This is a genomic window from Psychroserpens jangbogonensis, assembly GCF_000797465.1.
In the GTDB taxonomy this organism is placed as follows: Bacteria; Bacteroidota; Bacteroidia; order Flavobacteriales; family Flavobacteriaceae; genus Psychroserpens; species Psychroserpens jangbogonensis.
Map to the genome: position 1 here is coordinate 157,069 of NZ_JSWG01000012.1, position 25,719 is coordinate 182,787.

The window sequence follows — 25,719 nt, forward strand, 5'->3', positions numbered from 1 at the left end:
AAAATGGCAAAAGATATAAAATTTGATATTGAGGCACGTGACGGATTAAAACGTGGCGTAGATGCATTAGCAAATGCAGTAAAAGTAACATTAGGACCAAAAGGTCGTAACGTAATCATAGGTAGATCATTTGGAGCACCTCAGGTGACTAAAGATGGTGTTACTGTGGCAAAAGAAGTAGAGCTTGAAAATGAGCTTGAAAACATGGGAGCGCAAATGGTTAAAGAAGTGGCTTCTAAAACCAACGATTTAGCTGGTGATGGAACAACAACTGCAACAGTTTTAGCACAAGCCATTGTAAAAGAAGGTTTGAAAAATGTTGCTTCTGGTGCAAACCCAATGGATTTAAAACGTGGTATTGACAAAGCAGTAATCGCTATTACAGAAAACTTAGATAAGCAATCTAAAAAAGTTGGTAACTCTTCTGAAATGATTAAGCAAGTGGCTTCAATCTCTGCTAATAATGATGATACTATTGGTGATTTAATTGCTACAGCTTTTGGTAAAGTTGGAAAAGAAGGTGTAATTACTGTTGAAGAAGCAAAAGGAACTGATACTTATGTTGACGTTGTAGAAGGAATGCAGTTTGACAGAGGTTACCTCTCTCCTTACTTCGTTACTGATTCTGATAAGATGGTTGCAGATTTAGAAAATCCATATGTTTTATTATTTGATAAGAAGATCGCCAACTTACAGGAAATTCTTCCAATACTAGAACCTATAGCGCAATCTAGCAGACCTTTATTAATCATTGCTGAAGATGTAGAAGGTCAAGCCTTAGCAACTTTAGTAGTTAACAAATTACGTGGTGGACTTAAAATTGCTGCAGTGAAAGCTCCAGGATTTGGAGATCGTCGTAAAGCAATGCTTGAGGATATAGCTATCTTAACTGGTGGAACTGTGATTTCTGAAGAAAGAGGTTTCTCTCTTGAAAATGCAGATTTAAGTATGTTAGGTACTGCCGAATCAATAATGATCGACAAAGACAATACGACAATCGTAAATGGTTCTGGAAAGTCTTCTGATATCAAAGCAAGAGTAAATCAAATCAAAGCTCAAATTGAATCTACAACAAGTGATTACGACAGAGAAAAACTTCAAGAACGTTTAGCTAAATTAGCTGGTGGTGTTGCTGTTTTATATGTAGGCGCAGCTTCTGAAGTTGAAATGAAAGAAAAGAAAGATCGTGTTGATGACGCTTTACATGCAACTAGAGCAGCAGTTGAAGAAGGAATCGTAGCAGGTGGTGGTGTTGCTTTAGTAAGAGCAATATCAGTTTTAGAAAAAATCACTACTGAAAACCTTGATGAGGTTACAGGTATTCAAATTGTAGCAAGAGCAATCGAATCGCCTTTACGTACTATTGTTGAAAATGCAGGTGGTGAAGGTTCTGTTGTAATTAATAAAGTTCTAGAAGGCAAAAAAGACTTTGGTTTTGATGCTAAAACGGAAACATATGTTAATATGCTTAAAGCAGGAATCATCGATCCTAAAAAAGTAACTCGTGTTGCTTTAGAGAACGCAGCTTCTGTTGCAGGAATGATTCTAACAACTGAATGTGCTTTAGTTGACATTAAAGAAGATGCTCCAGCTGGTGGAATGCCACCAATGGGAGGCGGAATGCCAGGAATGATGTAATAACATTCTTTTATTATTACTGTTAATATAAAATTAAAATGGAGTCTTTAAGTTATTTAAAGGCTCTTTTTTATTTATCTTTATAAGAAAAGTTGCATCTATTTACGAGATTTTTTGAATCCGTAAGTCATCATTAATAACACCATCTTCTATGAAGCATTTCTTCACCATTATGTTATTGTTACTATGTTTTACTGCAAGTGTTTTCTCTCAAAATGAAAAAGAGATATTTGAAGATAATTACGCTTCATATTTTAATACAGAACGAGAAACTATTTACTTACACTTTAATAAAAACATCTTTTTATTAAATGAGTCTATATGGTTTAAAGGATACATTTATGACAAAAAAGGGAGCATTCCATTTATTACAACCTCTAACATCTATGTCAGCTTGTATGACAAAGATGGAAAAGTATTAAAAACAAACTTGTATTATGCCGAAAACGGAACGTTTTCTGGCCATTTTAAAGTCACTGAAAACCTAGCTTCTGGTCATTACTTTATTAAAGCACATACCAATTGGATGAAGAATTTTCATGAGGACGAGTCTTTTACTTCTGAGTCTATTGAAATTATAAATCCCAATTCTGAACCTAATAATGTTTCAGAAAACAAAACGTCTTCTTTTGATTTACAATTTTTACCTGAAGGAGGCCATTGCACATCTGATGTTACAAATAGCATAGCTTATAAAATTATAAATTGTGAAGGAATTGGATTAATGATCAGAGGAGAGATTGTAAATTCTAAAAATGAAATTATAAACACCTTTAAAAGCAATCAATTTGGTATTGGCAAGTTTGAATTGCTCATGAAAACAGGAGAAAACTATACTGCAAGATATACTCTAAATGGCAAAGATTTTGAAACCGATTTACCAATAAGCAGTCCACTAGGTTTTGCAATATCTTTAAACAATTACACGACTAAACTCATCACTTATTTAACTCTCAAAACCAATAAACATACACTTACAAAAGAGGCAGGCAAAACTTATTATATAGTGATTCATCAAAATAATAAAAGTTCAATTATTAATCTTGAAATCGACAAATTAGACCTAAATCATGTCATCCCAATCGATAATAGGAGGCTTCCTATTGGTGTGAATACAATTACAGTATTTAATGACAAATTACAGCCAATGTTAGAGCGTTTAGTATTTAACTATAGAGAAGGTGATTATATTAAAATCAATCTCACTTCAAAAACAATTCGTAACGATTCTATACCAATTCATATTAATTTAAAAGACAAATCTAAAGCCGCATTTTCATCTAACATAAGTGTTTCTATTCTTCCAGGAGAAACAGAATCTTTAAGTACAAATAGAAACATTATAAGTGCTATGTATATTGATCCATACATAAATGGCGAACTAGAAAACGCAAATTATTATTTTGAAGATGTTGATAGGATTAAATCCTTTCATCTTGATCTTACCTTACTCACTCAAGGCTGGAGTAAGTACAAATGGGATCATATTAAAAAAGGCGCTCAAAATCTCATCATTCCATTTGACAAAGGCGTCACTATCAATGGAACTATAAATGAAGATTTAGATCCAAGATCTAAGTATAAGATTCAAATGTTTTCACTTGTCAATAATATCAACGAAACGAGATCTATAGGAGAAGACAAAGGTTTTAATTTTGAAAATTATTTTATTCAAGATTCTACAAAAGTTCATTTTAGTGTTTTTAAAAATGGAGAAAAAATAACACAACCAAAGCTTTACGCAAGGGTTCTAAATAAAGATAGGAGTTCACTAAACCAAATTTTCGAATTAGCAAAATCATGTAGTATAATAGAATACAATAAAGTTAATGAGATAGTTACATATGCAGATATAGATTTTAACGGAGAAGTTCTAGACACAATAAATCTGTTTTCAAAAAAAGGTGTGAAACAAAAAAAGCGAGAAAACGTTTTAAAAGATATAGGTAATGCATACAGTAGAGGCATTAAAGTTGGTCCAGATCAAGAGAGAACATATCCATATATTATAGATATCATTAATGCTAATGGATTTACTGCTAGAAATGACGTTGGCCGTATTACTATTTTTAACAGGCAACCTGTTTCTATACTTGCAAGTAATTCGCCATTACTCATAGTTGATGGTATTAATTTTGGTAGAGATTATCAGGTTTTAACCAGTATGCGAACCAATGAAATTGATGAAATCTACTTTAATAAATTAGGTTTAGGTTATGGCTCAAGAGGAGCTGCTGGTGTAATAAGAATATACCTTAAAAAAAATTTAGGAGTGTTATCCGATAATAGTCTAGCTAGATATGCAAATTCTCTTTTGGTTAGTGGCGGTTTTGCTAATCAAAAAGAATTTTACTCACCTCTTTTCTATAATAAATCAAGCAATTTATTTAATGCTTACGGAGCAATTGATTGGCAACCTAAATTGATATCTGATAAAAATGGTGACATTCAATTCAAAATAAAAAATCCTAATGTAGACAAGCTATTATTTGTCATCGAAGGATTTTCAGTAAATGGTAAATTAATTTCTGAAATTAAGGAAATATCGATTAGTAAAAGCACTAATAATTAATCTTAAGGTCAATTATTATCATTAAATTGAACTCTTATTATATCATTTTCAAATATGAAAGGACAACATTTAGTTTTATTCGTTTTACTATGCCTAATAGCAAACGTTACTAATGCTCAAGTAGAGAAAAAAAGTCAACTACAAAACACGTATGCATCCTATTATAGCTTAGAACGAGAAAACATACACCTACACCTAAACAAGAATGTTTTTATCCTTGAAGAACCTGTTTGGTTTAAAGCCTATATATACAATAAGGATACTAACAAGCCAGCAATAAATTCTACCAATATTTTTGTGGCATTATATGATGCAAATGGAAAAGAAATTGATAAGAAACTTTTTTTTGCACAGAATGGTGTCGTAAGTGGAACAATGGATTTAGGTACCAATGTAACACCAGGAAGCTATTACTTAAGAGCCTATACCAACTGGATGAATAATTTTCCAGAAGATGAATCTTTTGCATCTGTTCCATTTAATGTTGTTAATCCTTATAAAGGTGAAATAGAAGTATCAACAGAAGCAGTTACAACTGCACCACACGATATTCAATTTTTACCTGAAGGTGGTTATGCTATTGTAAATACAAATAATACTATTGGTGTAAAAACTACAAATCACGAAGGAAAAGGAGCAAAAATAAATGGATCCATTTTTGACAATGATGATACAGAGGTCACAACCTTTAAAACGAATTTATTTGGTCTTGGCAAATTCAATTTAACCTTTGAAGCGAATAAAATATACTATGCGATTTACACCATTGATGGCAAAGAGGAAAAAACATATTTACCTAAAGCAAAACCCACAGGGTTTACGATATCAATAGATAATTATTCTAATGAGAAATACACATATATAAACCTTAAAACCAATATTAATACATTAGAACCTAATAAGAGTAAGACCTATTATCTTGTTATCAATCAGAATTCAAAAATATCGGTTGTCAATCTAGATTTAATTAATTTTAAAACTGAAAACACTATTCCTGTAGAATCTGCAAACTTAGTTCCAGGAGTGAATACTATTGCTCTGTTTGATGATAATATGAATCCAATTTTAGAACGCCTTATTTTCAATTACAACAATTTAAATTTAGCTTCAGTAAATACAAATCTTAAAAAAGATAAAGATTCCATTACAATCAATTTAAAGGTCAATACTAAAAATAATCAAAATCAATTATCACATTTAAGTGTTAGTACTTTACCTAATCCTAATATTACCAATGCTTCAAAAGCAGATATCCTTTCTGCCTTTTTAATTCAACCATATATTAGAGGTCAGGTTCAAAATACGGGTCATTATTTTAAAAATGTTGACCGATTAAAAAAATACGATTTAGATTTATTGCTACTCACTCAAGGATGGAGTAAATATGAATGGAAGAATATTAAAAAAGGGCAAATCCAAGCCACATATAGTTTTGATGTAGGTCTTAAAGTTGAGGGCACTTTTAATAGAGTTGCTAAAAAGCATAATGAGAATAGAACTCAAATGTTTTCAATGACAAACGACGTTAATGAATATACTGTTATTGATAAAAACACAAATAAATTTATTTTTGACAACTATTTTTTAAAAGATGGAGCTGTTATCAATTTTACATTGATAGAAAACGAAAGAGAAGTTCCCAAAGTTAGTCCTGTTATACAAACCACAAACGGTAAAAGAGTTTTAGTTCACCCCTTTCAAATTAAAAACTCCATCACCTCAGGCAAATCTAAAGAATCAGTTTTAAAAACAGCTTTTAAAGCTTATGGTATTGAAAGATTAGACACAGTAAACCTGTCGTATACTAAACAAAAGACTGTAGAGAAATCCATGAAACATGAAAAATCTCATATCGCAAATAAATATAGTAATGGGATAAAAATAGACTCTATTATAAAAAGAACTTATTTTAATATTGCGGATCTAATTAATTCGAATGGTTTTGTCGTTGAAGATTTAGCAGGAAGTGGTTTCACGAGAATTAAAAGCAGAAGACCAGTTTCATTTTTAGCAAGTAATGAACCCATTCTTATTATTGACGATGTAAATCTTGGCAATAACCATGATATTTTATTTAATATGACGTTTGAAGATATAGACGAAATATTCATTAGTACTAGTGGATTAGGTTATGGTGCAACTGGTGGAGCTGGAGTAATTAGAGTGTACAGAAAAGATGGCAGTCAATCTCTTGAACAAATGAAACTTAAAAATTATGGAGATGTAGTAATTAAAGATGGTTTTTCAATTGAAAAGAAATTTTACGTACCAGCCTATTATTTTAAGTCTGATGATATATTAAACGAATTCACCTGCTTGGATTGGAAGTCTGATATCACCACTAATGATTTAGGAATGTATAGCTATAAAATTAAAAATTTAGGACTTAATGAACTTGTTATAGTTATTCAAGGTTTTACTAGTACTGGTGAGCTAGTCTCAGAAATAAAGTCGATAAAAACCAGTAATCTCTCTGAATAAAAAGACTTGTAATTGCAAAAAAAAGCCACAGATTCTGTGGCTTTTTTTTATTTATATAGTTCTAATTAGTTCTTATGATCTTCTTGTACTTCATCATCACGATACTTACAACATGGATGAACCGTATTATAAGCTTCATCTGTTGCTTTTAATTCTTTAGTGTCATGTCCAACTGCAACAATTTTTTTTGTTATCGTATCTAAGCTAGTTTTACGTTCATCATAAATGAGTTTCAATTCATGAGTCTCAACATTCCAAACTGCAGACTTAACGCCTTTTGTCCTTATTGCTGCTTTTTCAATACGCTCTTTACACATTAAACACACACCATCAACTTCTAGAGATGCTTTGGCATTTTTGTCCTGAGCAAATGATGCAAATGAAACTAACATCACAAACGTCATTATAAGTACTTTTTTCATAATCTATATTTTACTTTTATTTATTTAATTTTAAAACGCAAACCTGCGTAATACATGCTTCCAAAAATTGGGCCATATACAAATGTAGTATCAAAATTTGAACCAAACGGATCATTTGCTCCTAAAATTGGATTATTCTGTCTTACATTCGTGACGTTCTCACCTCCAACATACACTTCAAACTTAGGAGAAAAGACTTTAGTCACTTGAGCATTCAAGGTTCCAACCGTTGGTGATTCTTCTGGCAATCTATATTCTAAAGGATTTGAACTTGTTGAAGCAAAACGCTGTTCGCTTAACCAGTTATAAGTGACATCAAATTTCCAATTGGATGTTTCTCCTTCTTCTAAATTAGTTTCATATGAAACATTCGCAAAAAAACGATGCTCAGGTATTAGTGGCTTTGACAGTTTTCCGGTTAAATATTCAGTTTTTACATCATAATATTTATAAGCTGTTCTAAAATCGAAATGTTCAAAAACATTATAATTTAATTCCACTTGAAAACTATTCGCGTAACTATCACCTTCTAAATTGTAGAAATTAACCTCCTGCGGATTCTCCCAATCGACAACCACTTGATTTTGAAAATCAGTTCTATAGAAATCAAAAGCAATATCACCTTTTCTTTCAAATAGATTAAAACCTTGCAAATAAGACACACCATAATTCCAGGCAATTTCTGGATCTAAACCATAGATATCACCTTTAGTATTAAGAACATTTATGGATCTAGATGTTGCAAACATATTTTGGTTTTCAGCAAAAATATTCGCACTTCGCTTTCCTCTACCTACTGAAAATCTTAAAGCCGATTTTTCCCAAGGCGTATATCTCATGTGCAATCGAGGTGTAATAAACTCTCCTAACAAATTATGCGTATCAAATCGCAGTCCAGCAGTTAAGGTAAGTTTGTCTAAATTATCGTAAGCATACTCAAAAAAGCCTCCAAACGAACGTTCACTGCGCTCAAAATTGGCATTAATGGCAAACTCATCATAATGGTCATAAGTAAAACTTAATCCTGTTTTTATTTTATGCCTCGAATCACTAATTATAGAATTATAAATAACATTAGAATACACACTATTGTGGTTAATATCATAGGCATTTAAACCATAATAAGATTCTTGATTATGTGTACTAAAAGCTAACTGTACTCCTAAACTTTGCCAAGGAACTTCAGGGTTTACGTAACCAAACTTAGTTGTGATTTCAAATCGTTCTGTATCTATTTCGCTTCCCCAAGAATTAGTGGTAAACTTATCTCGACTAGGATCAAAATCCACTTGTCCAGCTTGCTTAGAGTCATTTAAGTATCGTACATTAATAAAACTCACTAATCCTTTTTCTAGGTTAGTATACTGCCAACGATTCATTACATTGACTTGATTATACAAAGGCATGTCTAAAAATCCATCATCATTTACATCATGCTTTCTTTGAAGTGTATTCCCGTGAATATAAAAGCCTGTGCTCCATTTGTCGTTCACTTTAGTATTAATATGCGTATTCAACTCCATACGCTCACTACTTGCCATATAGAGATTAGCAAAAAAGCGATCATCTGTTGAAGGTTTTTGAAGCTCGGCATTAATTTGTCCTGCAATACTTTCAAAACCGTTAGTAACACTTCCTGCGCCTTTAGTAATTTGAATACTCTCTACCCAAGTTCCAGGAATGAAACTTAATCCAAAAGCCTGCGAAGCACCACGTATTGATGGAACATTCTCTGTCGTAATTAAAATATACTTACTGGTTAGTCCTAACATTTTAATTTGTCGCGTACCAGTAAGAGCATCAGAAAAGTTAACATCTATTGACGGGTTAGTTTCAAAGCTTTCAGATAAATTACAGCAAGCGGCTTTAAGTAACTCGTCACTACTCACAGTAATTATATTAGCAGCTTTATAATAAGATTTAGCAGTGGATTGTTTTCGTGAGGTAACAACAATTTCATCTAATTCACTTGTAGACCTAAGAAAGTGCTTAATGTATTTTGGTTCATTAACAGTTAAAGTATCTGTTTTATAACCAACATAGCTAATTACTAATTTCTTATAACTCGCTTCAAAAGGTATTGTAAATTTCCCATCTATATCTGTAACTGCACCTACTGAAGTGTTAAGCCAAAACACATTGGCACCAATTAATGGAATGTCTTTATTCTCTGCAGTGACTTCCATAATTTCACCAGACAATTCATCTTGTGAAAAATTAATTAAAGGAAGTAGAAATATGATATATAGTATGTGTTTCATCTAATTGTAGGTTTTTAATAACATGACAACTGCCATAATAATCATAATACTGTTTTCAATGAAAGTCGCTTTAGTCATTGGAAGTTTCAGAGCAGTTCCTAGACAAGCACACTGAATTGATTTTTTACTCAATAAAGTTCTAGTAACTCCAAAAGTAGTTATTCCAAGAATAATTAAAGTGATGATGAGTGCTAACGTGATTTCAATGCGCATTAAGAACAGTAATCCTAAGGTTAACTCAATAAAAGGGTAAATCCATCCATAAGCCGGAATTGATTTCGCTAAAGGATCATACATTTTAAACGATTGAGGAAACCCCTTTAAATCCAACAATTTAAAAAAGCTAAATACGATATAGAACAAACCCATAAAATCGAGCATAAAGCTCTCAATACTCCAAGGGTTTCTATTTAATAAAATGGATGCTCCAATGATATATCCGAAGATTAAGAACAACGGAAATAATTGTTTAAGATCACTTTCTTCAACTTTTGTTTCAGTCGAACCTGAGTTAAAGGCATTGGATTCTTTTAATTCTGAAATTGAATATTTAGATGATAATACGTTTTGAAATGTTTTGATTGAGATATGCTTAGACATGCTAATTGTTGCCTTAGAAGTTTCTAAATCTATCGATACATTTTTGACATCATCTAATGCTTGCAAAGCCGCTTCGACAGAAGCTTTACAATTATTACAGGTCATACCTGTTATAGTATATGTGTGTGTCATGATTTTAAATTTTTAGTAAATAATTAATATCCCATAAGCTTAATGAAACCTATATGAGAACACTTTAAAAACTAAAAAACTAAATTAAGAATACTTGATCGAGGAGTAAAATATCTTCTGTGAGATTGGGAGGAGAATAATCTTTATGAGGAATAATACGTTTAGGTAAACTTTCAAAGATATTTATGTAACTGTAAACAAAAGACGCAACAAAAAGCAATTGATCAAAAGACAAATCTTCAAACTTTGACTGGTTTAAATGGTCTTGACCTTTTACAACTTCTAGTTCATCCTTACAACAGCTTTTCTTCGTCATTTTAGATTGACTAATCTCTGATGCTGCCATGTTACATTTTTGAACTTCCGTAAAGACAGCTGAATCAACTAAAACATCTCCACAATAATGTTTTTTCACAGTAAAAGACACTGTAGAGAACAATACCAGCAAGGCTAATGTTGTTGAAAATAGTTTATGTAAAACTTGTTTTAACATTCAAAAATTTGAAATACAAAGTTACAAAAAAGTTAATTACGTAGCTTTTTTTAAGTTAGACTTAACGTTTCATTGTTTCAACTTGTAATAATAAAACGCTGGCATCAAAAGTAACAAAAGTATCGGCTGAATTAAAAAACGTCTGAAATTAAAAAACAAATAGTAATCTTCTTGACGTGGATGAATGACAAAATATAAAAATAAAGCAATCAAAATAACATAAGCTAAACCGAAAATTGCAGCAGAGAATTTCAGAATGGACTTATCTTTAAAAAATAGATAAATTATACCTAAAGAAATCGCCGAATTAAGGGCATACCGTAAAGTTGTGTACATAGTTAATTTAAAAATCTCATGTCTAGGCGAATCAATATGCAAGTAGTCATTTTTGAAAAACAAAAGGTATGGATCGTAAAAAAGTTCATACTCAAAAACACGAATAAGCACTAACATCAAGAATAAAACAAAAAGTAATATATAAATAATTGGCTTACGCATTGGCTTTATCTAGTTTAGAAAATCGATTGACCCAAAACATCCAAAGCAGGAAAACCATACCATAAATAATTAACGGAAAAATCACAGTATGCAAAATTTCTTTACGCCAAGGATAATTATACAATCCAATTGATAAAATTACGATACGAATTAAATTGACTGCATAAATCAATACACTTCCAGAAATTATATACAAAAATGTAGATTTAAATTTCCCTGCAAATGCGACAACAAAAGAGATAAATAGAATAATAACACTGATAGAATTACAGCCTTCTACTACTCTAGCGACAAATTTATCATTTATAATAAGTTTCATTGAAGGCTCATCAGGATGCGGAGTAACTAGAGCATCATAACCAAATGCATCTAAAAGCACATCGCTTTGAATTGCCACCAAATTGGTAAAATAATCAGGATAGTATTTCGATCCATCAGATATATCCAAATAAAACTTATAGGTCAAAGTCAATACAAAATAAACCGTTAGAAAGGTTAAAATAAACTTTACGACAGATTTGTATTTAAGAAAAAGTGCTTTCAATAGCTATCTATTTTATTCAGTTAAAATTATATAAAATGAATATAGAAATGACACTTTTTAAATACTTTTACCAAAATTTTAATAACATATGACTTTCGATGCCCTAAAACCAAAAGTAGAAGCGTTCTTAAACAGCAATTCTGCAACTATTGACGAACGTCTATTGGATGTCTGTAAACTTCTTGAAGAACACATAACGCATTACAATTGGGTTGGTTTTTATTTCAAAAATGGAGATAAGGATGAGTTAAAACTTGGACCATATGTTGGTGAACCTACAGACCATATCATTATTCCTTTTGGAAAAGGGATTTGCGGACAAGCAGCTGTTTCAAATCAAAATTTCGTGGTACCTGATGTATCCGCACAAGATAATTATATTGCTTGCAGTATTACTGTAAAAGCCGAGATTGTAATTCCGATTTTTGTAAATGGCGAAAATATTGGTCAGATAGATATTGATTCAAATACGGCAGATCCTTTTACTGATGAAGACGAACGCTTTTTAGAATTTGTTTGTAAAAAAGTAGCAGGAATTCTTAACTAAAAATTACATTCCTGTTCTAATAGCTTCAACAGGATCTAGTTTTGAAGCAGAAATTGCTGGTATAACTCCTGAAATCAATCCAATAAAAGTAGACAAAGCAAAACCTAAGAATACATTATAAAACGACAGTATAAACTCAAAATCACCAGCCATTTCTGAGGCAATGAGTGAGACTATCCAGACTAAAACAATTCCTATTACTCCTCCAAGAACAGATAAAATAATCGCTTCAAATAAAAACTGAAAGAGGATAAAACGATTTTTAGCTCCTAAAGACTTTTGAATTCCTATAAGGTTTGTTCGTTCTTTTACGCTTACAAACATAATATTAGCAATACCAAAACCACCTACCAATAGAGAGAATCCACTTATAATCCAACCAATAAGATTCAGTGTTCCAATAATCCCATCAATAGCGTCTGTAAATCCAGACATTTTATTCACAAAGAAATTATCTGGCTCTCCAGCTTTTAAACCTCTATACACACGATATTTTTGTTTTAAGACCTGCTCAAAAGCACCAATATCGACATTCTTTTCAGGTTTAATAATTATCGCTCCTGGAACGCCATTAGGGCCTCCACTTTTAAAACGTCTCACAAAGTTTACAGGCACGTATGCCTTATCATCAGGCGAATCAAATATTCCTGACCCAAATTTCTTTAATATACCAATCACAGTAAGTTTTCTTCCGTAAACACGGACTTGCTTTCCAATAGGATTTAAATTTCCGAATAAGTTTTCGGCTACAGAAAATCCTAAAACGATAACAGGTGCACCAGAATTTGACTCCGATTCCGTGTAAAAACGGCCGTTCTCAACTTTAAAATCCTCAATCTCATAAATCCCATTAGACACAGGAGTTACTTCAACACCTGAAACTGATTCTCCTTGATATTTTATCGATTCTGAATTACCAAACATAACATAAGCAATGGCTTCAATTTCCGGAACATTCCGTTCTATAAACTCAAAATCATCATGTTCTGTCTGCGGATAATTATCACGTTGCCATCTTGGCACATCTGTAGGTCCAAATGAATACTTTGTAAGATATATTGTGTTTTTATCTAAACCAGATAAATCTTCTTTTATGCTTCGGTCTAAAGAATCAACAGCTGCAAGTACAGCAATAATTGAAAAAATACCAATGGTAATACCTAATAAAGATAAGAGTGTACGCAGTTTATTATTACGCAACGCATTAAGAGCAAATGAAAAACTTTCTTTAAATAATCTTAGATAAACGAGCATAAGACTGGTTTTGTTTTCTAGAATTCTACTAGAATTATAAAGGTAGGACGTTTTCAACAATTTTTTGTTACAAAAAACTTAAATAAACTCTATTTTTCACTTATTAAAACTCTTGATAATGTGTATTTTTGAGCTTTAATTTTTACAACTAAGTTTCTACAGCAGAAACTCAACTACAACAACACAACAATGAGTAACAACAAAGCAATTAAATCTGCATTAATTTCAGTTTTTAGCAAAGATGGTTTAGAGCCAATTGTAAAACAACTTAACGAACAAAATGTAACCATTTATTCTACAGGTGGAACCGAAAAATTCATCAAAAATTTAGGTATTGATGTCGTGCCAGTAGAAGATGTAACATCCTATCCATCTATTCTTGGTGGTCGAGTAAAAACATTACATCCTAAAGTTTTTGGCGGCATTTTAAATCGCCAAAATAATGAAAGTGATGTTGCAGAATTGGTTGATTTTGGTATTCCTCAGATTGATTTAGTAATCGTAGATTTATATCCTTTTGAAAAAACAGTTGCTTCTGGAGCTTCCAATCAAGATATCATTGAAAAAATTGATATTGGAGGAATTTCACTAATTAGAGCTGCTGCGAAAAATTATTCTGATGTTGTTTGTGTGTCCTCTGTTGAAGATTATTCTGAGTTTTTAGAATTGTTAACCTCTAAAAAAGGTGACACCTCAGAAGCCGATAGAAAACATTTTGCTGCTAAAGCATTCAACGTATCATCACATTACGATTCGGCAATATTCAATTACTTCAATGCAGACCATAGCATCCCTTCACTTAAAATTAGTGAAACAAATGGCAAAGTGTTACGTTATGGCGAAAACCCTCACCAACGTGGTTTTTTCTTTGGAAATTTTGATGACATATTCACTAAGCTCCACGGAAAAGAATTAAGCTACAATAACCTTTTAGATGTTGATGCCGCTGTAAATTTAATGAACGAGTTTAAAGGTGAAATTCCTACGTTCGCTATACTAAAACACAATAATGCTTGTGGATTTGCACAGCGTGAGACAATCCACCAAGCCTATGTAGACGCCTTAGCTGGTGATCCTGTGTCTGCTTTTGGTGGTGTATTAATAGCCAATACCGAAATTGATAAAGCAACAGCTGAAAAAATTCATACTCTTTTTTGTGAAGTAGTTATTGCGCCTTCGTTTTCTGATGATGCTTTAGAAATTTTAAAAGGAAAAAAGAATCGTATTCTTCTAGTTTTACATGATGTAGATTTTCCTCAAACAAATGTAAGAACATGTCTTAATGGCGTTTTAGTTCAAGACAGAAATAATAAAACAGATAGCATAGACGATTTAGTTCAGGCTACTAACAATAAGCCAACTCAAAACGAGTTAGAAGATTTAATATTTGCTTCTAAAATTTGTAAGCATACTAAATCTAACACTATTGTTTTGGTTAAAAACAAACAATTGTGCGCAAGTGGAACAGGACAGACAAGTCGTGTAGATGCACTTAACCAAGCTATACATAAAGCTCAGTCATTTAAATTTGACTTAAAAGGAGTCGTTATGGCAAGTGATGCATTCTTTCCATTTCCTGATTGTGTAGAGATTGCAGATAATGCAGGAATCACAGCCGTGATACAACCTGGAGGATCAATTAAAGATCAATTAACAATTGATTATTGCAATGAAAATAATTTATCAATGGTTATGACTGGAACACGTCATTTTAAACACTAAAAACCGTTTAAAAAAAGAGATCTTAGAAATTGAAAAGAATTACTCAATTTCAAACATCCAAAACCAAAAACTAAACGTTTAATTATAAAAAGCTAATAAGTTAGCTTTCAAAGTAATTGAAATAGAAATAAACTGTAAATATTTAGTAAGTTTTACTACATTTACAGAAGACCAAGAACTGAATACAATAACGCCCTCATAATATTAGAATAACACATGGGATTTTTTGATTTCTTAACCGAAGAAATAGCCATAGATTTAGGAACTGCGAATACGCTTATTATCCACAACGACAAAGTGGTTGTTGATAGTCCATCAATAGTAGCAAGAGATAGAATTTCCGGAAAAATAATTGCAGTTGGAAAAGAAGCCAACATGATGCAAGGAAAAACGCATGAAAATATTAAAACAATTAGACCGTTGAAAGATGGTGTAATTGCCGATTTTGATGCTTCTGAGCAAATGATAAGTATGTTTATTAAAAACATTCCTGCACTCAAAAAGAAATTATTCACACCTGCACTACGAATGGTAGTTTGTATTCCTTCTGGAATTACAGAAGTAGAAATGCGAGCTGTAAAAGAATCTTGTGAACGTGTAAACGGTAAAGAAGTTTACTTAATTCACGAACCAATGGCAGCAGCTATTGGTATTGGTATTGACATCATGCAACCAAAAGGAAATATGATTGTTGATATTGGAGGTGGTACAACAGAAATTGCTGTTATAGCACTTGGCGGAATCGTTTGTGACAAATCTGTGAAAGTCGCTGGTGATGTATTCACTAACGATATTATATATTATATGCGAACACAGCATAACCTTTATGTTGGTGATCGCACTGCAGAAAAAATCAAAATTCAAATTGGTGCTGCGACAGAAGATTTAGATCTTCCACCAGAAGAAATGAGTGTTCAAGGACGTGATTTACTTACTGGGAAACCTAAGCAGGTACAAATCTCTTATCGTGAAATTGCAAAAGCACTTGATAAATCAATTTTGAGAATTGAAGATTCTGTTATGGAAACATTATCTCAAACGCCTCCAGAACTTGCAGCAGATATTTACAATACTGGTATTTATCTAGCAGGTGGTGGATCAATGTTACGCGGATTAGACAAGCGATTATCTCAAAAAACAGACTTACCTGTTTATATTGCAGAAGACCCTTTAAGAGCCGTTGTTCGTGGTACAGGAATTACACTTAAAAACTTACCTAAATTTAAAAGTGTATTGATTAAATAACTGAGAACACCTACTTAACATGCAACAGATTATAAACTTTGTCCTTAGAAACAAAACTTCTCTTTTGTTTCTATTGTTGTTTTTTGTTTCTATTGCTTTAACAATTCAATCCCATTCGTATCATAAGAGTAAGTTCATCAATTCTGCTAACTTTTTTACTGGTGGCATTTATGAAAGTGCAAGTAGTGTTTCTAACTATTTCGATTTAAAAACGCAAAATGAAATACTAGTTGAGGAAAACAATAAATTGCGTTCACAATTATTGAACGATTTAGATTCTTCTCTAACTTCAATTTCAAGAATTGATACAACAACATTTAATGGTCGTTATAAAATTCAGACAGCTAAAATTATCAATAACAATTATTCAGCTTCAAAAAACTACTTAACAATTAATAAAGGTGAGAAACACGGACTCAAAGAAGATTTAGCTGTTATCACATCAAAAGGAATAGTGGGTATTATTGACAATACCTCAAATGGATACGCAAGAGTGCTTTCGATCTTAAGCACGAAGAGTAAAATTAATGCACAATTAAAAGCTAATAATCACATTGGGTCTTTAGAATGGAATGCTAATTCATCATCAATAGTCCAGTTGACAGATATTTCAAAATTTGCTCCGGTAAAACAAGGAGACACAATTGTAACTGGAGGACAATCTTCAATATTCCCACAAGGAATACCAATTGGTATTGTAGATAATTTTGTTTTAGATATTAGTGGAGACACCTATACTGTAGACGTCAAATTATTTAATGATATGACAAATTTATCACATGTTTATATCATTGAAAATTTAGATACTGAAGAAATAAAACTATTAGAAAACCCTGTTAATGAATAGTCTAAATATTAATAACATTATAAGGTTTGTTGTGTTAATATTAGCACAAGCATTGATTTTTAATCATATCAATTTTATTGATTCTGTAAATCCGTATCCTTATATTTTATTTATTCTTCTATTTCCAGTAAACAACAATCGTACTTTATTTATTTTCTTAAGTTTCATGTTAGGGCTATTTGTTGATATATTTTCCGATTCTGGAGGTGTTCATGCCGCAGCATGTGTATCTATTGCATTTGCAAGACCTCCAATTCTAAAATTTGCCTTCGGAATGATTTACGAACATCAAACTATTAAATTCAACAATACCGAATTTGGAAATAGAGTGATCTACTTCTTAATATTAATAATTCTTCATCACCTCATTTTATTCTCGTTAGAAGTATTTAACATATCAAACATACTTTTAGTTCTTAAAAAGACGTTATTTTCAAGTGTTTTCACGCTTATACTTTGTATATTAATTTCGGTACTTTTTAGCAAAAAACAACGATGAGAAAACTTCTACTCCTATTAACTGTAATTACAGTGGGACTCTTATTTATTGCACGCCTGTTTTATTTGCAAGTGTACAACGAAAAGGCCTATAGTCTTTATGAAGATAATGCTATTAGGAAAGTTTATAATTACCCAAAGCGTGGTTATGTATATGATAGAAGTGGCAAGCTTTTAGTTGCTAATCAACCATCATATGATGTGATGGTTATTCCCAGGGAAGTAGGAGCTCTTGATACTTTAGAGTTTTGCAGCCTTCTAAAAATAACGAAGGAAGATTTCAAAAGAATTTACGAGAAAGCTTATAAATATTCACCTCGTTTACCATCGGTTTTTGTACCACAGTTATCTAAAAATGATTATGCTGTGTTACAAGAAAAAATGCGAAAATTTGACGGTTTCTATATTCAAAAACGTTCCCTTAGAGATTACCAAACAACCATAGGAGCAAATGTTTTAGGAGATATAGGCGAAGTAAATCGACGTATTATAGAAAAATACCCATATTATAAAATGGGTGACCTCATAGGAAAACAAGGGGTTGAATTGTCTTACGAAGATGTTTTACGCGGTGTAAAAGGAATAAAATTCATTCAAAAAGATAGATTCAATAAAAATATTGGTCCTTATAAAGAAGGAAAATTTGACACCTTACCACAACCTGGAAAAGATATTACTATTACTATCGATTCTGAATTACAACAATATGGCGAGTTATTAATGACTAACAAAAGAGGTGGTATTGTTGCTTTAGATCCTAGCAATGGAGAAATTCTAGCCTTAGTAACTGGCCCTAGTTATAACCCTAATATACTAGTTGGTAGAGGTCGTTCAAAAAACTTTACGAAATTATTTAGAGACAGCATTGCCAAACCCTTATTTGACCGAGGATTGCAGGCTCAATATCCTCCTGGCTCTCCATTTAAAGTAATTAATGCACTAATTGCACTTCAAGAAGGTGTTGTAGACACTAACGAAAAGTTTACGTGTAGAATGGGATATTACTACGGAAGTCGAAAACTCACAGGTTGCCACCATCATAAAAGTCCTGTAAACATGAACAAAGGTATTTCGCAATCTTGCAACGCCTATTTCGTAAATGTTTATAGACGAATTGTTGATAAATATGATGATGCAGGAGATGCCATGAATAAATGGTCTGATCATGCAAAAAGTTTTGGGCTAGGGAATTTTTTAGGATATGATCTACAAGTTGGTCGACCTGGTCGAATTCCGGATGGCAATTACTACGACAGAGCTTATGGTGACAATCGATGGGGTTCAACCTATACTGTGTCTAATGCTATCGGTCAAGGTGAAGTTGAAGCTACTCCAATTCAGCTAGCAAATATGGCCGCAGCTATTGGCAATCGAGGTTATTATTACACACCACATATCATCAAAGAAATTGAAGGAGACACAATTCCAAGTAAATACACCACGCCAAAACACACAACCATCGACAAGCGTCATTTTGAACCAGTAGTTCAAGGGATGTTTGATGTTTACAATGAAGGTACTGCGTCAACACTTAGAATCCCAGGAATTGAAATCTGTGGAAAAACTGGTACTGCTGAAAATTTCATGAAAATAGATGGTGTAAAAACACAGCTTACAGACCATTCTATATTTGTAGCTTTTGCTCCTAAAGACAACCCGAAGATTGCCATAGCTATTTTTGTAGAGAATGGGTATTGGGGAAGTCGATTTGCTGGTCGAATGGCTAGTTTAATGATAGAAAAATATCTTAAAGGAGATATCACTAGAACAGATATGGAAAATTGGATTTTGACCCATAGCCTTGAGAATGAATATGCAAAACCATATTCTGGTGAACCTTTTAAAATTAATAAAGAAACAACCTTACAAGTCGTGGAAAAAGTTCAAGCTCCAAAAAACAATGAATTTAATAACGACTCTTCAATAAATCCAAATCAATAATCATGAATAGAGAAAACCACAGAGGTTTTAAATTTGATTGGGTAATTATCATTATATTTTTACTTCTAGTAACTTTTGGGTGGCTAAACATTATGTCTGCATCTCATGTTGGCGAGATTGAGAGCTATTTTGATATGAGTCTACCTTATGGTAAACACCTAGTGTTTCTCGGACTAACATTTGTGCTGATTGTATTAATTCTCTCTATCGAAGCCAAATTTTATGAACGGTTTGCCAGTATTATTTACATCGTAGCCATGTTAGCTCTTGTTGGATTATTCATCTTCGGAAAGGATGTAAATGGCGCACGATCTTGGTACGGAATTGGAAGTATGACTTTACAACCAAGTGAGTTTGCAAAATTTGCGACAGCTTTAGCAGTTGCCAAGTACATGAGTGATTTGCAAACAGATATGAATACGCTGAAGCATCAGTTACGTGCAGTTGCAATAATTATACTACCTGCGATTTTGATATTACTACAAAATGATGCTGGTAGTACCTTGGTTTATGCTTCTTTTTTCTTTGTGTTTTATAGAGAAGGGCTTCAACAAATATATTTAGCCATTGTACTTTCAACCATTGTTTTAGCAGTTCTGGCTCTCAAATTCGGAATTTTACCTACCGCAATTGTAGCTGCAATAATTGTTTTCGGAATCTATTTTTTTAGACGAAAAAAGCGTGCCTCACTTATTCAATCTGTGGTTATTCTTTTGATTTGTATTTCGTTTTCATCAGGCGTAAAAGTGTTTTATGAACATGTTCTTAAACCTCATCAGCAAAACAGAATAAGCCTCTGGTTACGACTTGAAAAAGATCCTTTAAAGCTTGAAAAGATGAAAAAAGAAGAGGCTTATAACCTCATCCAATCTGAAAAAGCAATAAGCTCTGGTGGCTTCTCTGGAAAAGGTTTCTTAGAAGGTACACGAACCACAGGGAAGTTTGTTCCTGAGCAGCATACCGATTATATTTTTAGTACTGTAGGTGAAGAATGGGGATTTCTAGGGACTACGTTTGTTGTGATACTTTTTGTAGTACTCATTATTCGCATACTATTTTTAGCAGAATCTCAAAAATCTCAATTTAGTCGAGTCTATGGTTATGCGGTCGCCTCAATACTATTTATTCACTTTACAATTAATACTGGAATGGTTATGGGATTAATCCCAACGGTTGGAATTCCACTTCCATTTTTTAGCTATGGAGGTTCAGGACTTTGGGGCTTTACTATACTCCTTTTCATTTTTGTGAAATTAGATAGTAATAAGATTAATGAATGGTAAACAAAAAAAAGGAGCTTATAATAAGCTCCTTTTTTTGTTTAAATATTATAATTAGAATCTATTGTAAACTTGCCAAACTAGCCTTAATCGTTTCAATCTTAGCTAAAGCATCAGCTTCTTTCTTCTTTTCGGAAGCCACTACTTGTTCTGGAGCATTATTAACAAAACGTTCATTTTTCAATTTACCTTGAACTGATTTCAAAAATCCCTCAGTATATTTTAACTCTTCAGTTAACTTTACAATTTCTGCTTCAACATCAATACTTCCTTCCATTGGAATAAAGTACTCATTAGATAACACTCTAAAAGTCAATGCACCTTCAACAGCTTCAGAAACTGTTTTCATTTCTGATACATTCCCCATTTTGGAAATCACTGTATCATATTTAGAATCCACATTTTCGTTGTTCAACACCATTAATTCAATGGTATCCTTAAACGCTATGTTCTTTTCTTTACGGATAGTTCTAATTCCTGAAACGATCTCTTTAACCGTTTCAAAATCTGAAATTAACTGCGCATCAAATGATTCAACTTTTGGATATTCAGCTATTATTAATGCGTCTTCAGGTGTTCGATATGCTATATGTTGCCAAATCTCTTCTGTTAAGAATGGCATAAAAGGATGTAAAATCTTTAAGTTATTTTCAAAAATAGAAATCACAGAAGCGTACGTTTGAGAATCTATTGGTTGCTGATAAGCCGGCTTTATCATTTCTAAAAGCCAAGAACAGAAATCATCCCAAATTAATTTATACATGCCCATTAAAGCATCAGATAATCTGTATTTACTATAATGATCTTCAATCTCTGCTAATGCACTTTGAAATTTATGCTCATACCATTCTAAAGCAATTTTAGACGATTCTGGCTGCTCGATATCTTTTACTTCCCAACCTTGAACAAGTCTAAAGGCATTCCATATTTTATTAATAAATCCTTTACCTTGATTACATAGTTCTTCATCAAACATCAAATCATTACCTGCTGCTGCACTTAGTAACAATCCAACACGAACACCGTCAGCACCATAATCTTCGATTAATTTTAAGGCATCTGGTGAGTTACCTAGAGATTTAGACATCTTACGACGTTGCTTATCTCTCACCAATCCTGTTAGGTATACATTTTCAAAAGGTCGTTGATCTTTATACTCATATCCTGCAACAATCATACGTGCAACCCAAAAGAATAAAATATCTGGACCTGTTACTAAATCGTTTGTAGGATAATAATATTTGATTTCTTCATTTTCAGGATTTCTAATTCCATCAAACACACTCATTGGCCATATCCAAGAACTAAACCACGTATCTAATGCATCAGAATCTTGAGTTAAATCTTCAACTTTTAAACTAGAATTCCCGGTTTTATCTTTTGCCAAGACTAAGGCATCATTTACGTTCTCAGCAACTACGAAATCCTCTTTTCCGTCACCATAAAAGAATGCAGGTATCTGTTGTCCCCATCTCAACTGACGCGAAATATTCCAATCGCGAATATTTTCCATCCAGTGTCTATATGTGTTTTCAAATTTCTTCGGATACAACTTTACATCACCATTAACCAAAACAGCATCTATTGCTGGTTTAGCTAGATCTTCCATTTTCAAGAACCACTGATCACTTAGACGAGGTTCTATAACAGCTTTGGTACGTTCAGACGTTCCTACTTTATTGATGTGATTTTCAGTTTTCACTAACAAACCAGCCGCTTCTAACTCTTTTGCAATGGCTTTTCTAACAACAAAACGATCTTGACCTTCATAATGTAAACCATAGCTATTCAACGAAGCATCTTCATTAAAGATATCTACGACTTCAAGTTTATGCTTATCACCTAGAACTTTATCATTTTCATCATGAGCTGGCGTAACTTTTAGACAACCAGTACCAAATTCAATGTCCACGTACTCATCTTCAATTATAGGAATAACCCTTCCGCAGATTGGTACAATAGCTTTTTTTCCTTTTAAATGTGAAAAACGTTCATCATTAGGGTTAATACAAATCGCAGTATCACCAAAAATAGTCTCTGGACGAGTAGTTGCAATGGATAATTTCTCATCACTACCCTCTACTTGATATTCTAAATAGTAAAGTAATCCTTGTTGTTCAACATGTATTACCTCTTCATCAGACAATGTTGTTTTTGCTTCTGGATCCCAATTAACCATTCGGTACCCTCTATAAATCAAACCTTTGTTATATAAATCAACGAAAACTTTAATTACAGATTCACTCATATCATCATCCATGGTGAACTTGGTACGATCCCAATCACATGAACAACCTAATTTTTTTAACTGCTCAAGAATAACTCCACCATATTCTTCGGTCCATTCCCAAGCATGCTCTAAAAACTCTTCTCGAGTTAAGTCATTTTTATCAATCCCTTGCTCTTTAAGCTTAGCAGCTACTTTAGCTTCGGTAGCAATAGATGCATGATCAGTTCCAGGAACCCAACACGCATTTTTTCCTTGCAATCGTGCTCTACGAATAAGAACATCTTGAATGGTATTATTAAGCATGTGTCCCATATGCAGCACTCCTGTCACATTTGGTGGAGGAATGACTATGGTATAAGGTTCTCTCTCATCTGGAACAGAATGAAAATAATTATGCTCCATCCAATAGTTATACCACTTACTCTCTACATTAGATGCTGAATATTTTGTTGGTATGCTCATGCTTTGGTATTGTTTTTGCTTTATAACTGACAAAAGTACTTATATTTCTTTTTTTGCGAAATTAAAGTCAGCATATTATTGACAGATTTAACTTTGACGATGTTAATAATTGTTGCATTACATCTAATTAATTTTGCGGAATGCCAAAAAGTAAGTAGCTTTGATAGTATCAATTTAAAATTTGAATGATGAAAAATGTAATGTTAATTTTATTTGTAGGTTTACTAAGCTTGGGTGTTACAGCTCAGGAGAAGGTTGCTAAAATAGAATTTAAAACCGATGTAATTGATTATGGAACCATTGAAAAAGGTTCTGATGGTGTTAGAATATTTGAATTCACCAACACAGGAAATGCACCTTTAATCATTTCTAAGGTAAAATCTACTTGTGGTTGTACTGTACCAAAAAAACCTGACGGACCAATTATGCCAGGTGAAACTGGAGAAATTTCTGTAAAATATGACACAAACAGAGTGAATCCTATTAGAAAGACAATAACTGTTACTTCTAATGCGGACACACCTAGTGTAGCTTTAAAAATTAAAGGTCTTATTATAGACTCTAGTAAACAAAATCCACTAGAGAAAAAAGACAAAAGCGTAATGGAACAACAATAGTTCTGTTTAAATAATAAATATTAAGAACTCTCTTTTAAGGGAGTTCTTTTTGTTTAAATACATCTTCTAATCTAAATCCAAACAACATAACCCTTCCATTTCTATTAATTTTAAGATTAATAAGTTTTCCTGTTTTAGATTTAAAATACCCAACCACATTTTGAAGTTCTAATATGTGAGTTTCTTTACCGTTTATTGTTAAAATAATATCTCCTACTAGCAAACCTGCTTTTTCTGCTGGAGAGTCTTTTCGAATTTCAACTATGGTATATGCAGGCTTTACCGAAAGTTTATAATGCGTAATTGTCTCTACATGAATATTTGCATCGCTTCCTTCTCTAAAACCTAAACCTGAACGATTTTTTCGTTCTTTAATCATAATAACACCATTTTGCTCAATAATAATTCCACTTTTATTATAAGAAAATGAAGACCTGAAATTTTTATTTTTCTTGAGAGTTAGTTTTTTGTTTTTATAATCTACGATCATATTGAAACGTTTAAGGACTTCTCCCGAAATACTTCCATTTCGTTGGGTATACTTACGTGCGAAACTAATTGAGGTAGAATCAGGAAATGCTGTATTTACATTATTTAGTTCAAACTTCTTTAATCTAAATCTTTCAATTTTAGAGCGTTTACCATAGATATTACCGCTTAAACCTTTACCTAAAAAATCATCGAAATACATGTTTTCTGTAGGCACAAGACCTTTATCTTCATTTTCAAATATCCATAAAGCATCACTACTTCCTGTATCAATTAATAATTTTACTGGTACAAAACTAGAATCGACTTCAATTTCTCCAAAAACATAAGGTTTATTCTTATAAAATGACAAATCGAAAGTTTCACATTTTTTACACGATTTATAAGTGTAACTATTAGGCTTGTGAAGTACAATATATTTAGATGCGTAATTAATTTCAACTATAAAATCTTTGAATAAATCATAGCCAATAATGCCGTGTACAGGTCTTCCTAACCTTGCAGTGAAATTTATAGAACTATCAAAAACCAGATATATATCTTGATTAATATTTATGGCATTTCCAATACTTAAAAAATTGTGTTTTGACTTAATAGCTTCTACAGGTGCTCCTCCTCCAAGTCCTCTTAACAAAATAGATTCTACTTTATTTATTTGTAATGAATCAATATTTGCAAGGTTAAATAAGATTGGTTTACTCACTCCAGTATCTAAAACAAACGACAGTTCAACTCCATTAACTTCAACAGGTAGAATAATTAAGTTACCTATAAGCTCGAACCGTATTTTATCCTTTTCTAAATTTGGTAAACTAAAATCACTTTGCGAAAAAGATGATGTTATCGCAAATAACAAAAACAGCAATAAAGAATTTTTTTTTAGCATTCGTTGGATGGTAATTAATTCAATTTACAAATCTTAAAACTAAGTCTATTTATTAGCTGC

Annotated in this window: 20 protein-coding genes; 11 read left to right on the plus strand and 9 right to left on the minus strand. The window is 32.3% G+C overall.

Annotation, left to right across the window (positions count from 1 at the left end):
- Nucleotides 1-3 precede the first annotated feature (3 nt).
- The 3 genes from groL (at nucleotide 4) to RH81_RS12830 (ending at nucleotide 6,691) form a co-directional block, all read left to right on the plus strand.
- A complete protein-coding gene (gene groL, locus RH81_RS12820) occupies nucleotides 4-1,638 on the plus strand; it encodes a chaperonin GroEL (protein WP_033960925.1) in 1,635 nt (544 codons plus the stop codon).
- Nucleotides 1,639-1,789: 151 nt separating this feature from the next.
- A complete protein-coding gene (locus RH81_RS12825) occupies nucleotides 1,790-4,210 on the plus strand; it encodes a hypothetical protein (RefSeq protein WP_033960927.1) in 2,421 nt (806 codons plus the stop codon).
- Between the two features lie 54 nt (nucleotides 4,211-4,264).
- Entirely contained in the window at nucleotides 4,265-6,691 is a 2,427-nt protein-coding gene (locus RH81_RS12830) for a hypothetical protein (protein ID WP_033960929.1), read from the plus strand.
- Nucleotides 6,692-6,756: 65 nt separating this feature from the next.
- Here RH81_RS12830 and RH81_RS12835 read toward each other — a convergent pair whose 3' ends face one another.
- The 6 genes from RH81_RS12835 to xrtF form a co-directional block, all read right to left on the minus strand.
- Nucleotides 6,757-7,113 carry a heavy-metal-associated domain-containing protein gene (locus tag RH81_RS12835; RefSeq protein ID WP_033960931.1) on the minus strand — a complete coding sequence of 119 codons (357 nt, stop codon included), beginning with the start codon at nucleotides 7,111-7,113 and terminating at the stop codon, nucleotides 6,757-6,759.
- Between the two features lie 20 nt (nucleotides 7,114-7,133).
- On the minus strand, nucleotides 7,134-9,374 hold the full coding sequence (locus tag RH81_RS12840) for a TonB-dependent receptor plug domain-containing protein (protein ID WP_033960933.1): 2,241 nt from the start codon (nucleotides 9,372-9,374) through the stop codon (nucleotides 7,134-7,136).
- Nucleotides 9,375-10,106, minus strand: a complete 732-nt coding sequence (locus tag RH81_RS12845; RefSeq protein ID WP_033960936.1) for a heavy-metal-associated domain-containing protein — start codon at nucleotides 10,104-10,106, stop codon at nucleotides 9,375-9,377.
- Between the two features lie 79 nt (nucleotides 10,107-10,185).
- On the minus strand, nucleotides 10,186-10,599 hold the full coding sequence (locus RH81_RS12850; protein ID WP_033960938.1) for an HYC_CC_PP family protein: 414 nt from the start codon (nucleotides 10,597-10,599) through the stop codon (nucleotides 10,186-10,188).
- A gap of 69 nt (nucleotides 10,600-10,668) precedes the next feature.
- Nucleotides 10,669-11,097 (minus strand): exosortase F system-associated membrane protein, encoded by a 429-nt coding sequence (locus RH81_RS12855; protein ID WP_033960940.1) that lies wholly within the window; start codon nucleotides 11,095-11,097, stop codon nucleotides 10,669-10,671.
- The gene (gene xrtF, locus RH81_RS12860) at nucleotides 11,090-11,641 is read right to left on the minus strand and encodes an exosortase family protein XrtF (RefSeq protein ID WP_033960942.1); all 552 of its coding nucleotides are present in this window, start codon (nucleotides 11,639-11,641) and stop codon (nucleotides 11,090-11,092) included. Before xrtF ends, RH81_RS12855 begins: the two co-directional genes overlap by 8 nt.
- An 88-nt stretch (nucleotides 11,642-11,729) precedes the next feature.
- On the opposite strand from xrtF, the gene RH81_RS12865 reads away from it, so the two are divergent.
- Nucleotides 11,730-12,188, plus strand: coding sequence for a GAF domain-containing protein (locus tag RH81_RS12865; RefSeq protein WP_033960944.1), 459 nt, complete (start codon nucleotides 11,730-11,732; stop codon nucleotides 12,186-12,188).
- Between the two features lie 3 nt (nucleotides 12,189-12,191).
- Here RH81_RS12865 and RH81_RS12870 read toward each other — a convergent pair whose 3' ends face one another.
- The gene (locus RH81_RS12870; RefSeq protein WP_033961281.1) at nucleotides 12,192-13,442 is read right to left on the minus strand and encodes an ABC transporter permease; all 1,251 of its coding nucleotides are present in this window, start codon (nucleotides 13,440-13,442) and stop codon (nucleotides 12,192-12,194) included.
- 189 nt (nucleotides 13,443-13,631) lie between these two features.
- Between RH81_RS12870 and purH the strand changes: the two genes are divergently transcribed.
- The 6 genes from purH to rodA all read left to right on the plus strand — a co-directional run bounded on the left by purH (nucleotide 13,632) and on the right by rodA (nucleotide 20,978).
- Nucleotides 13,632-15,164 (plus strand): bifunctional phosphoribosylaminoimidazolecarboxamide formyltransferase/IMP cyclohydrolase, encoded by a 1,533-nt coding sequence (gene purH, locus RH81_RS12875; protein ID WP_033960945.1) that lies wholly within the window; start codon nucleotides 13,632-13,634, stop codon nucleotides 15,162-15,164.
- Between the two features lie 216 nt (nucleotides 15,165-15,380).
- Nucleotides 15,381-16,409 carry a rod shape-determining protein gene (locus tag RH81_RS12880; protein WP_033960946.1) on the plus strand — a complete coding sequence of 343 codons (1,029 nt, stop codon included), beginning with the start codon at nucleotides 15,381-15,383 and terminating at the stop codon, nucleotides 16,407-16,409.
- Nucleotides 16,410-16,428: 19 nt separating this feature from the next.
- The gene (gene mreC / locus RH81_RS12885; RefSeq protein WP_033960947.1) at nucleotides 16,429-17,256 is read left to right on the plus strand and encodes a rod shape-determining protein MreC; all 828 of its coding nucleotides are present in this window, start codon (nucleotides 16,429-16,431) and stop codon (nucleotides 17,254-17,256) included.
- A complete protein-coding gene (locus RH81_RS12890) occupies nucleotides 17,249-17,755 on the plus strand; it encodes a hypothetical protein (RefSeq protein ID WP_033960949.1) in 507 nt (168 codons plus the stop codon). Before mreC ends, RH81_RS12890 begins: the two co-directional genes overlap by 8 nt.
- Nucleotides 17,752-19,695 (plus strand): penicillin-binding protein 2, encoded by a 1,944-nt coding sequence (mrdA, locus tag RH81_RS12895; protein ID WP_052172549.1) that lies wholly within the window; start codon nucleotides 17,752-17,754, stop codon nucleotides 19,693-19,695. The genes RH81_RS12890 and mrdA overlap by 4 nt, the downstream gene beginning before the upstream one ends.
- Nucleotides 19,696-19,697: 2 nt before the next feature.
- Nucleotides 19,698-20,978 carry a rod shape-determining protein RodA gene (gene rodA / locus RH81_RS12900; protein WP_033960951.1) on the plus strand — a complete coding sequence of 427 codons (1,281 nt, stop codon included), beginning with the start codon at nucleotides 19,698-19,700 and terminating at the stop codon, nucleotides 20,976-20,978.
- Between the two features lie 58 nt (nucleotides 20,979-21,036).
- Here the strand turns inward: rodA and RH81_RS12905 are convergent, their stop codons facing one another.
- Entirely contained in the window at nucleotides 21,037-23,667 is a 2,631-nt protein-coding gene (locus RH81_RS12905) for a valine--tRNA ligase (protein ID WP_033960953.1), read from the minus strand.
- Between the two features lie 188 nt (nucleotides 23,668-23,855).
- On the opposite strand from RH81_RS12905, the gene RH81_RS12910 reads away from it, so the two are divergent.
- Entirely contained in the window at nucleotides 23,856-24,284 is a 429-nt protein-coding gene (locus RH81_RS12910) for a DUF1573 domain-containing protein (RefSeq protein ID WP_033960955.1), read from the plus strand.
- Between the two features lie 34 nt (nucleotides 24,285-24,318).
- Here the strand turns inward: RH81_RS12910 and RH81_RS12915 are convergent, their stop codons facing one another.
- Nucleotides 24,319-25,659 carry an aspartyl protease family protein gene (locus tag RH81_RS12915; RefSeq protein WP_033960956.1) on the minus strand — a complete coding sequence of 447 codons (1,341 nt, stop codon included), beginning with the start codon at nucleotides 25,657-25,659 and terminating at the stop codon, nucleotides 24,319-24,321.
- Nucleotides 25,660-25,719 lie beyond the last annotated feature (60 nt).

Coding starts and splice junctions, on each gene's coding strand:
- groL (WP_033960925.1), top strand. CDS start 4: ATGGCAAAAGATATAAAATTTGATATTGAGGCACGTGACGGATTAAAA.
- RH81_RS12825 (WP_033960927.1), top strand. CDS start 1,790: ATGAAGCATTTCTTCACCATTATGTTATTGTTACTATGTTTTACTGCA.
- RH81_RS12830 (WP_033960929.1), top strand. CDS start 4,265: ATGAAAGGACAACATTTAGTTTTATTCGTTTTACTATGCCTAATAGCA.
- RH81_RS12835 (WP_033960931.1), bottom strand. CDS start 7,113: ATGAAAAAAGTACTTATAATGACGTTTGTGATGTTAGTTTCATTTGCA.
- RH81_RS12840 (WP_033960933.1), bottom strand. CDS start 9,374: ATGAAACACATACTATATATCATATTTCTACTTCCTTTAATTAATTTT.
- RH81_RS12845 (WP_033960936.1), bottom strand. CDS start 10,106: ATGACACACACATATACTATAACAGGTATGACCTGTAATAATTGTAAA.
- RH81_RS12850 (WP_033960938.1), bottom strand. CDS start 10,599: ATGTTAAAACAAGTTTTACATAAACTATTTTCAACAACATTAGCCTTG.
- RH81_RS12855 (WP_033960940.1), bottom strand. CDS start 11,097: ATGCGTAAGCCAATTATTTATATATTACTTTTTGTTTTATTCTTGATG.
- RH81_RS12865 (WP_033960944.1), top strand. CDS start 11,730: ATGACTTTCGATGCCCTAAAACCAAAAGTAGAAGCGTTCTTAAACAGC.
- RH81_RS12870 (WP_033961281.1), bottom strand. CDS start 13,442: ATGCTCGTTTATCTAAGATTATTTAAAGAAAGTTTTTCATTTGCTCTT.
- purH (WP_033960945.1), top strand. CDS start 13,632: ATGAGTAACAACAAAGCAATTAAATCTGCATTAATTTCAGTTTTTAGC.
- RH81_RS12880 (WP_033960946.1), top strand. CDS start 15,381: ATGGGATTTTTTGATTTCTTAACCGAAGAAATAGCCATAGATTTAGGA.
- mreC (WP_033960947.1), top strand. CDS start 16,429: ATGCAACAGATTATAAACTTTGTCCTTAGAAACAAAACTTCTCTTTTG.
- RH81_RS12890 (WP_033960949.1), top strand. CDS start 17,249: ATGAATAGTCTAAATATTAATAACATTATAAGGTTTGTTGTGTTAATA.
- mrdA (WP_052172549.1), top strand. CDS start 17,752: ATGAGAAAACTTCTACTCCTATTAACTGTAATTACAGTGGGACTCTTA.
- rodA (WP_033960951.1), top strand. CDS start 19,698: ATGAATAGAGAAAACCACAGAGGTTTTAAATTTGATTGGGTAATTATC.
- RH81_RS12905 (WP_033960953.1), bottom strand. CDS start 23,667: ATGAGCATACCAACAAAATATTCAGCATCTAATGTAGAGAGTAAGTGG.
- RH81_RS12910 (WP_033960955.1), top strand. CDS start 23,856: ATGAAAAATGTAATGTTAATTTTATTTGTAGGTTTACTAAGCTTGGGT.
- RH81_RS12915 (WP_033960956.1), bottom strand. CDS start 25,659: ATGCTAAAAAAAAATTCTTTATTGCTGTTTTTGTTATTTGCGATAACA.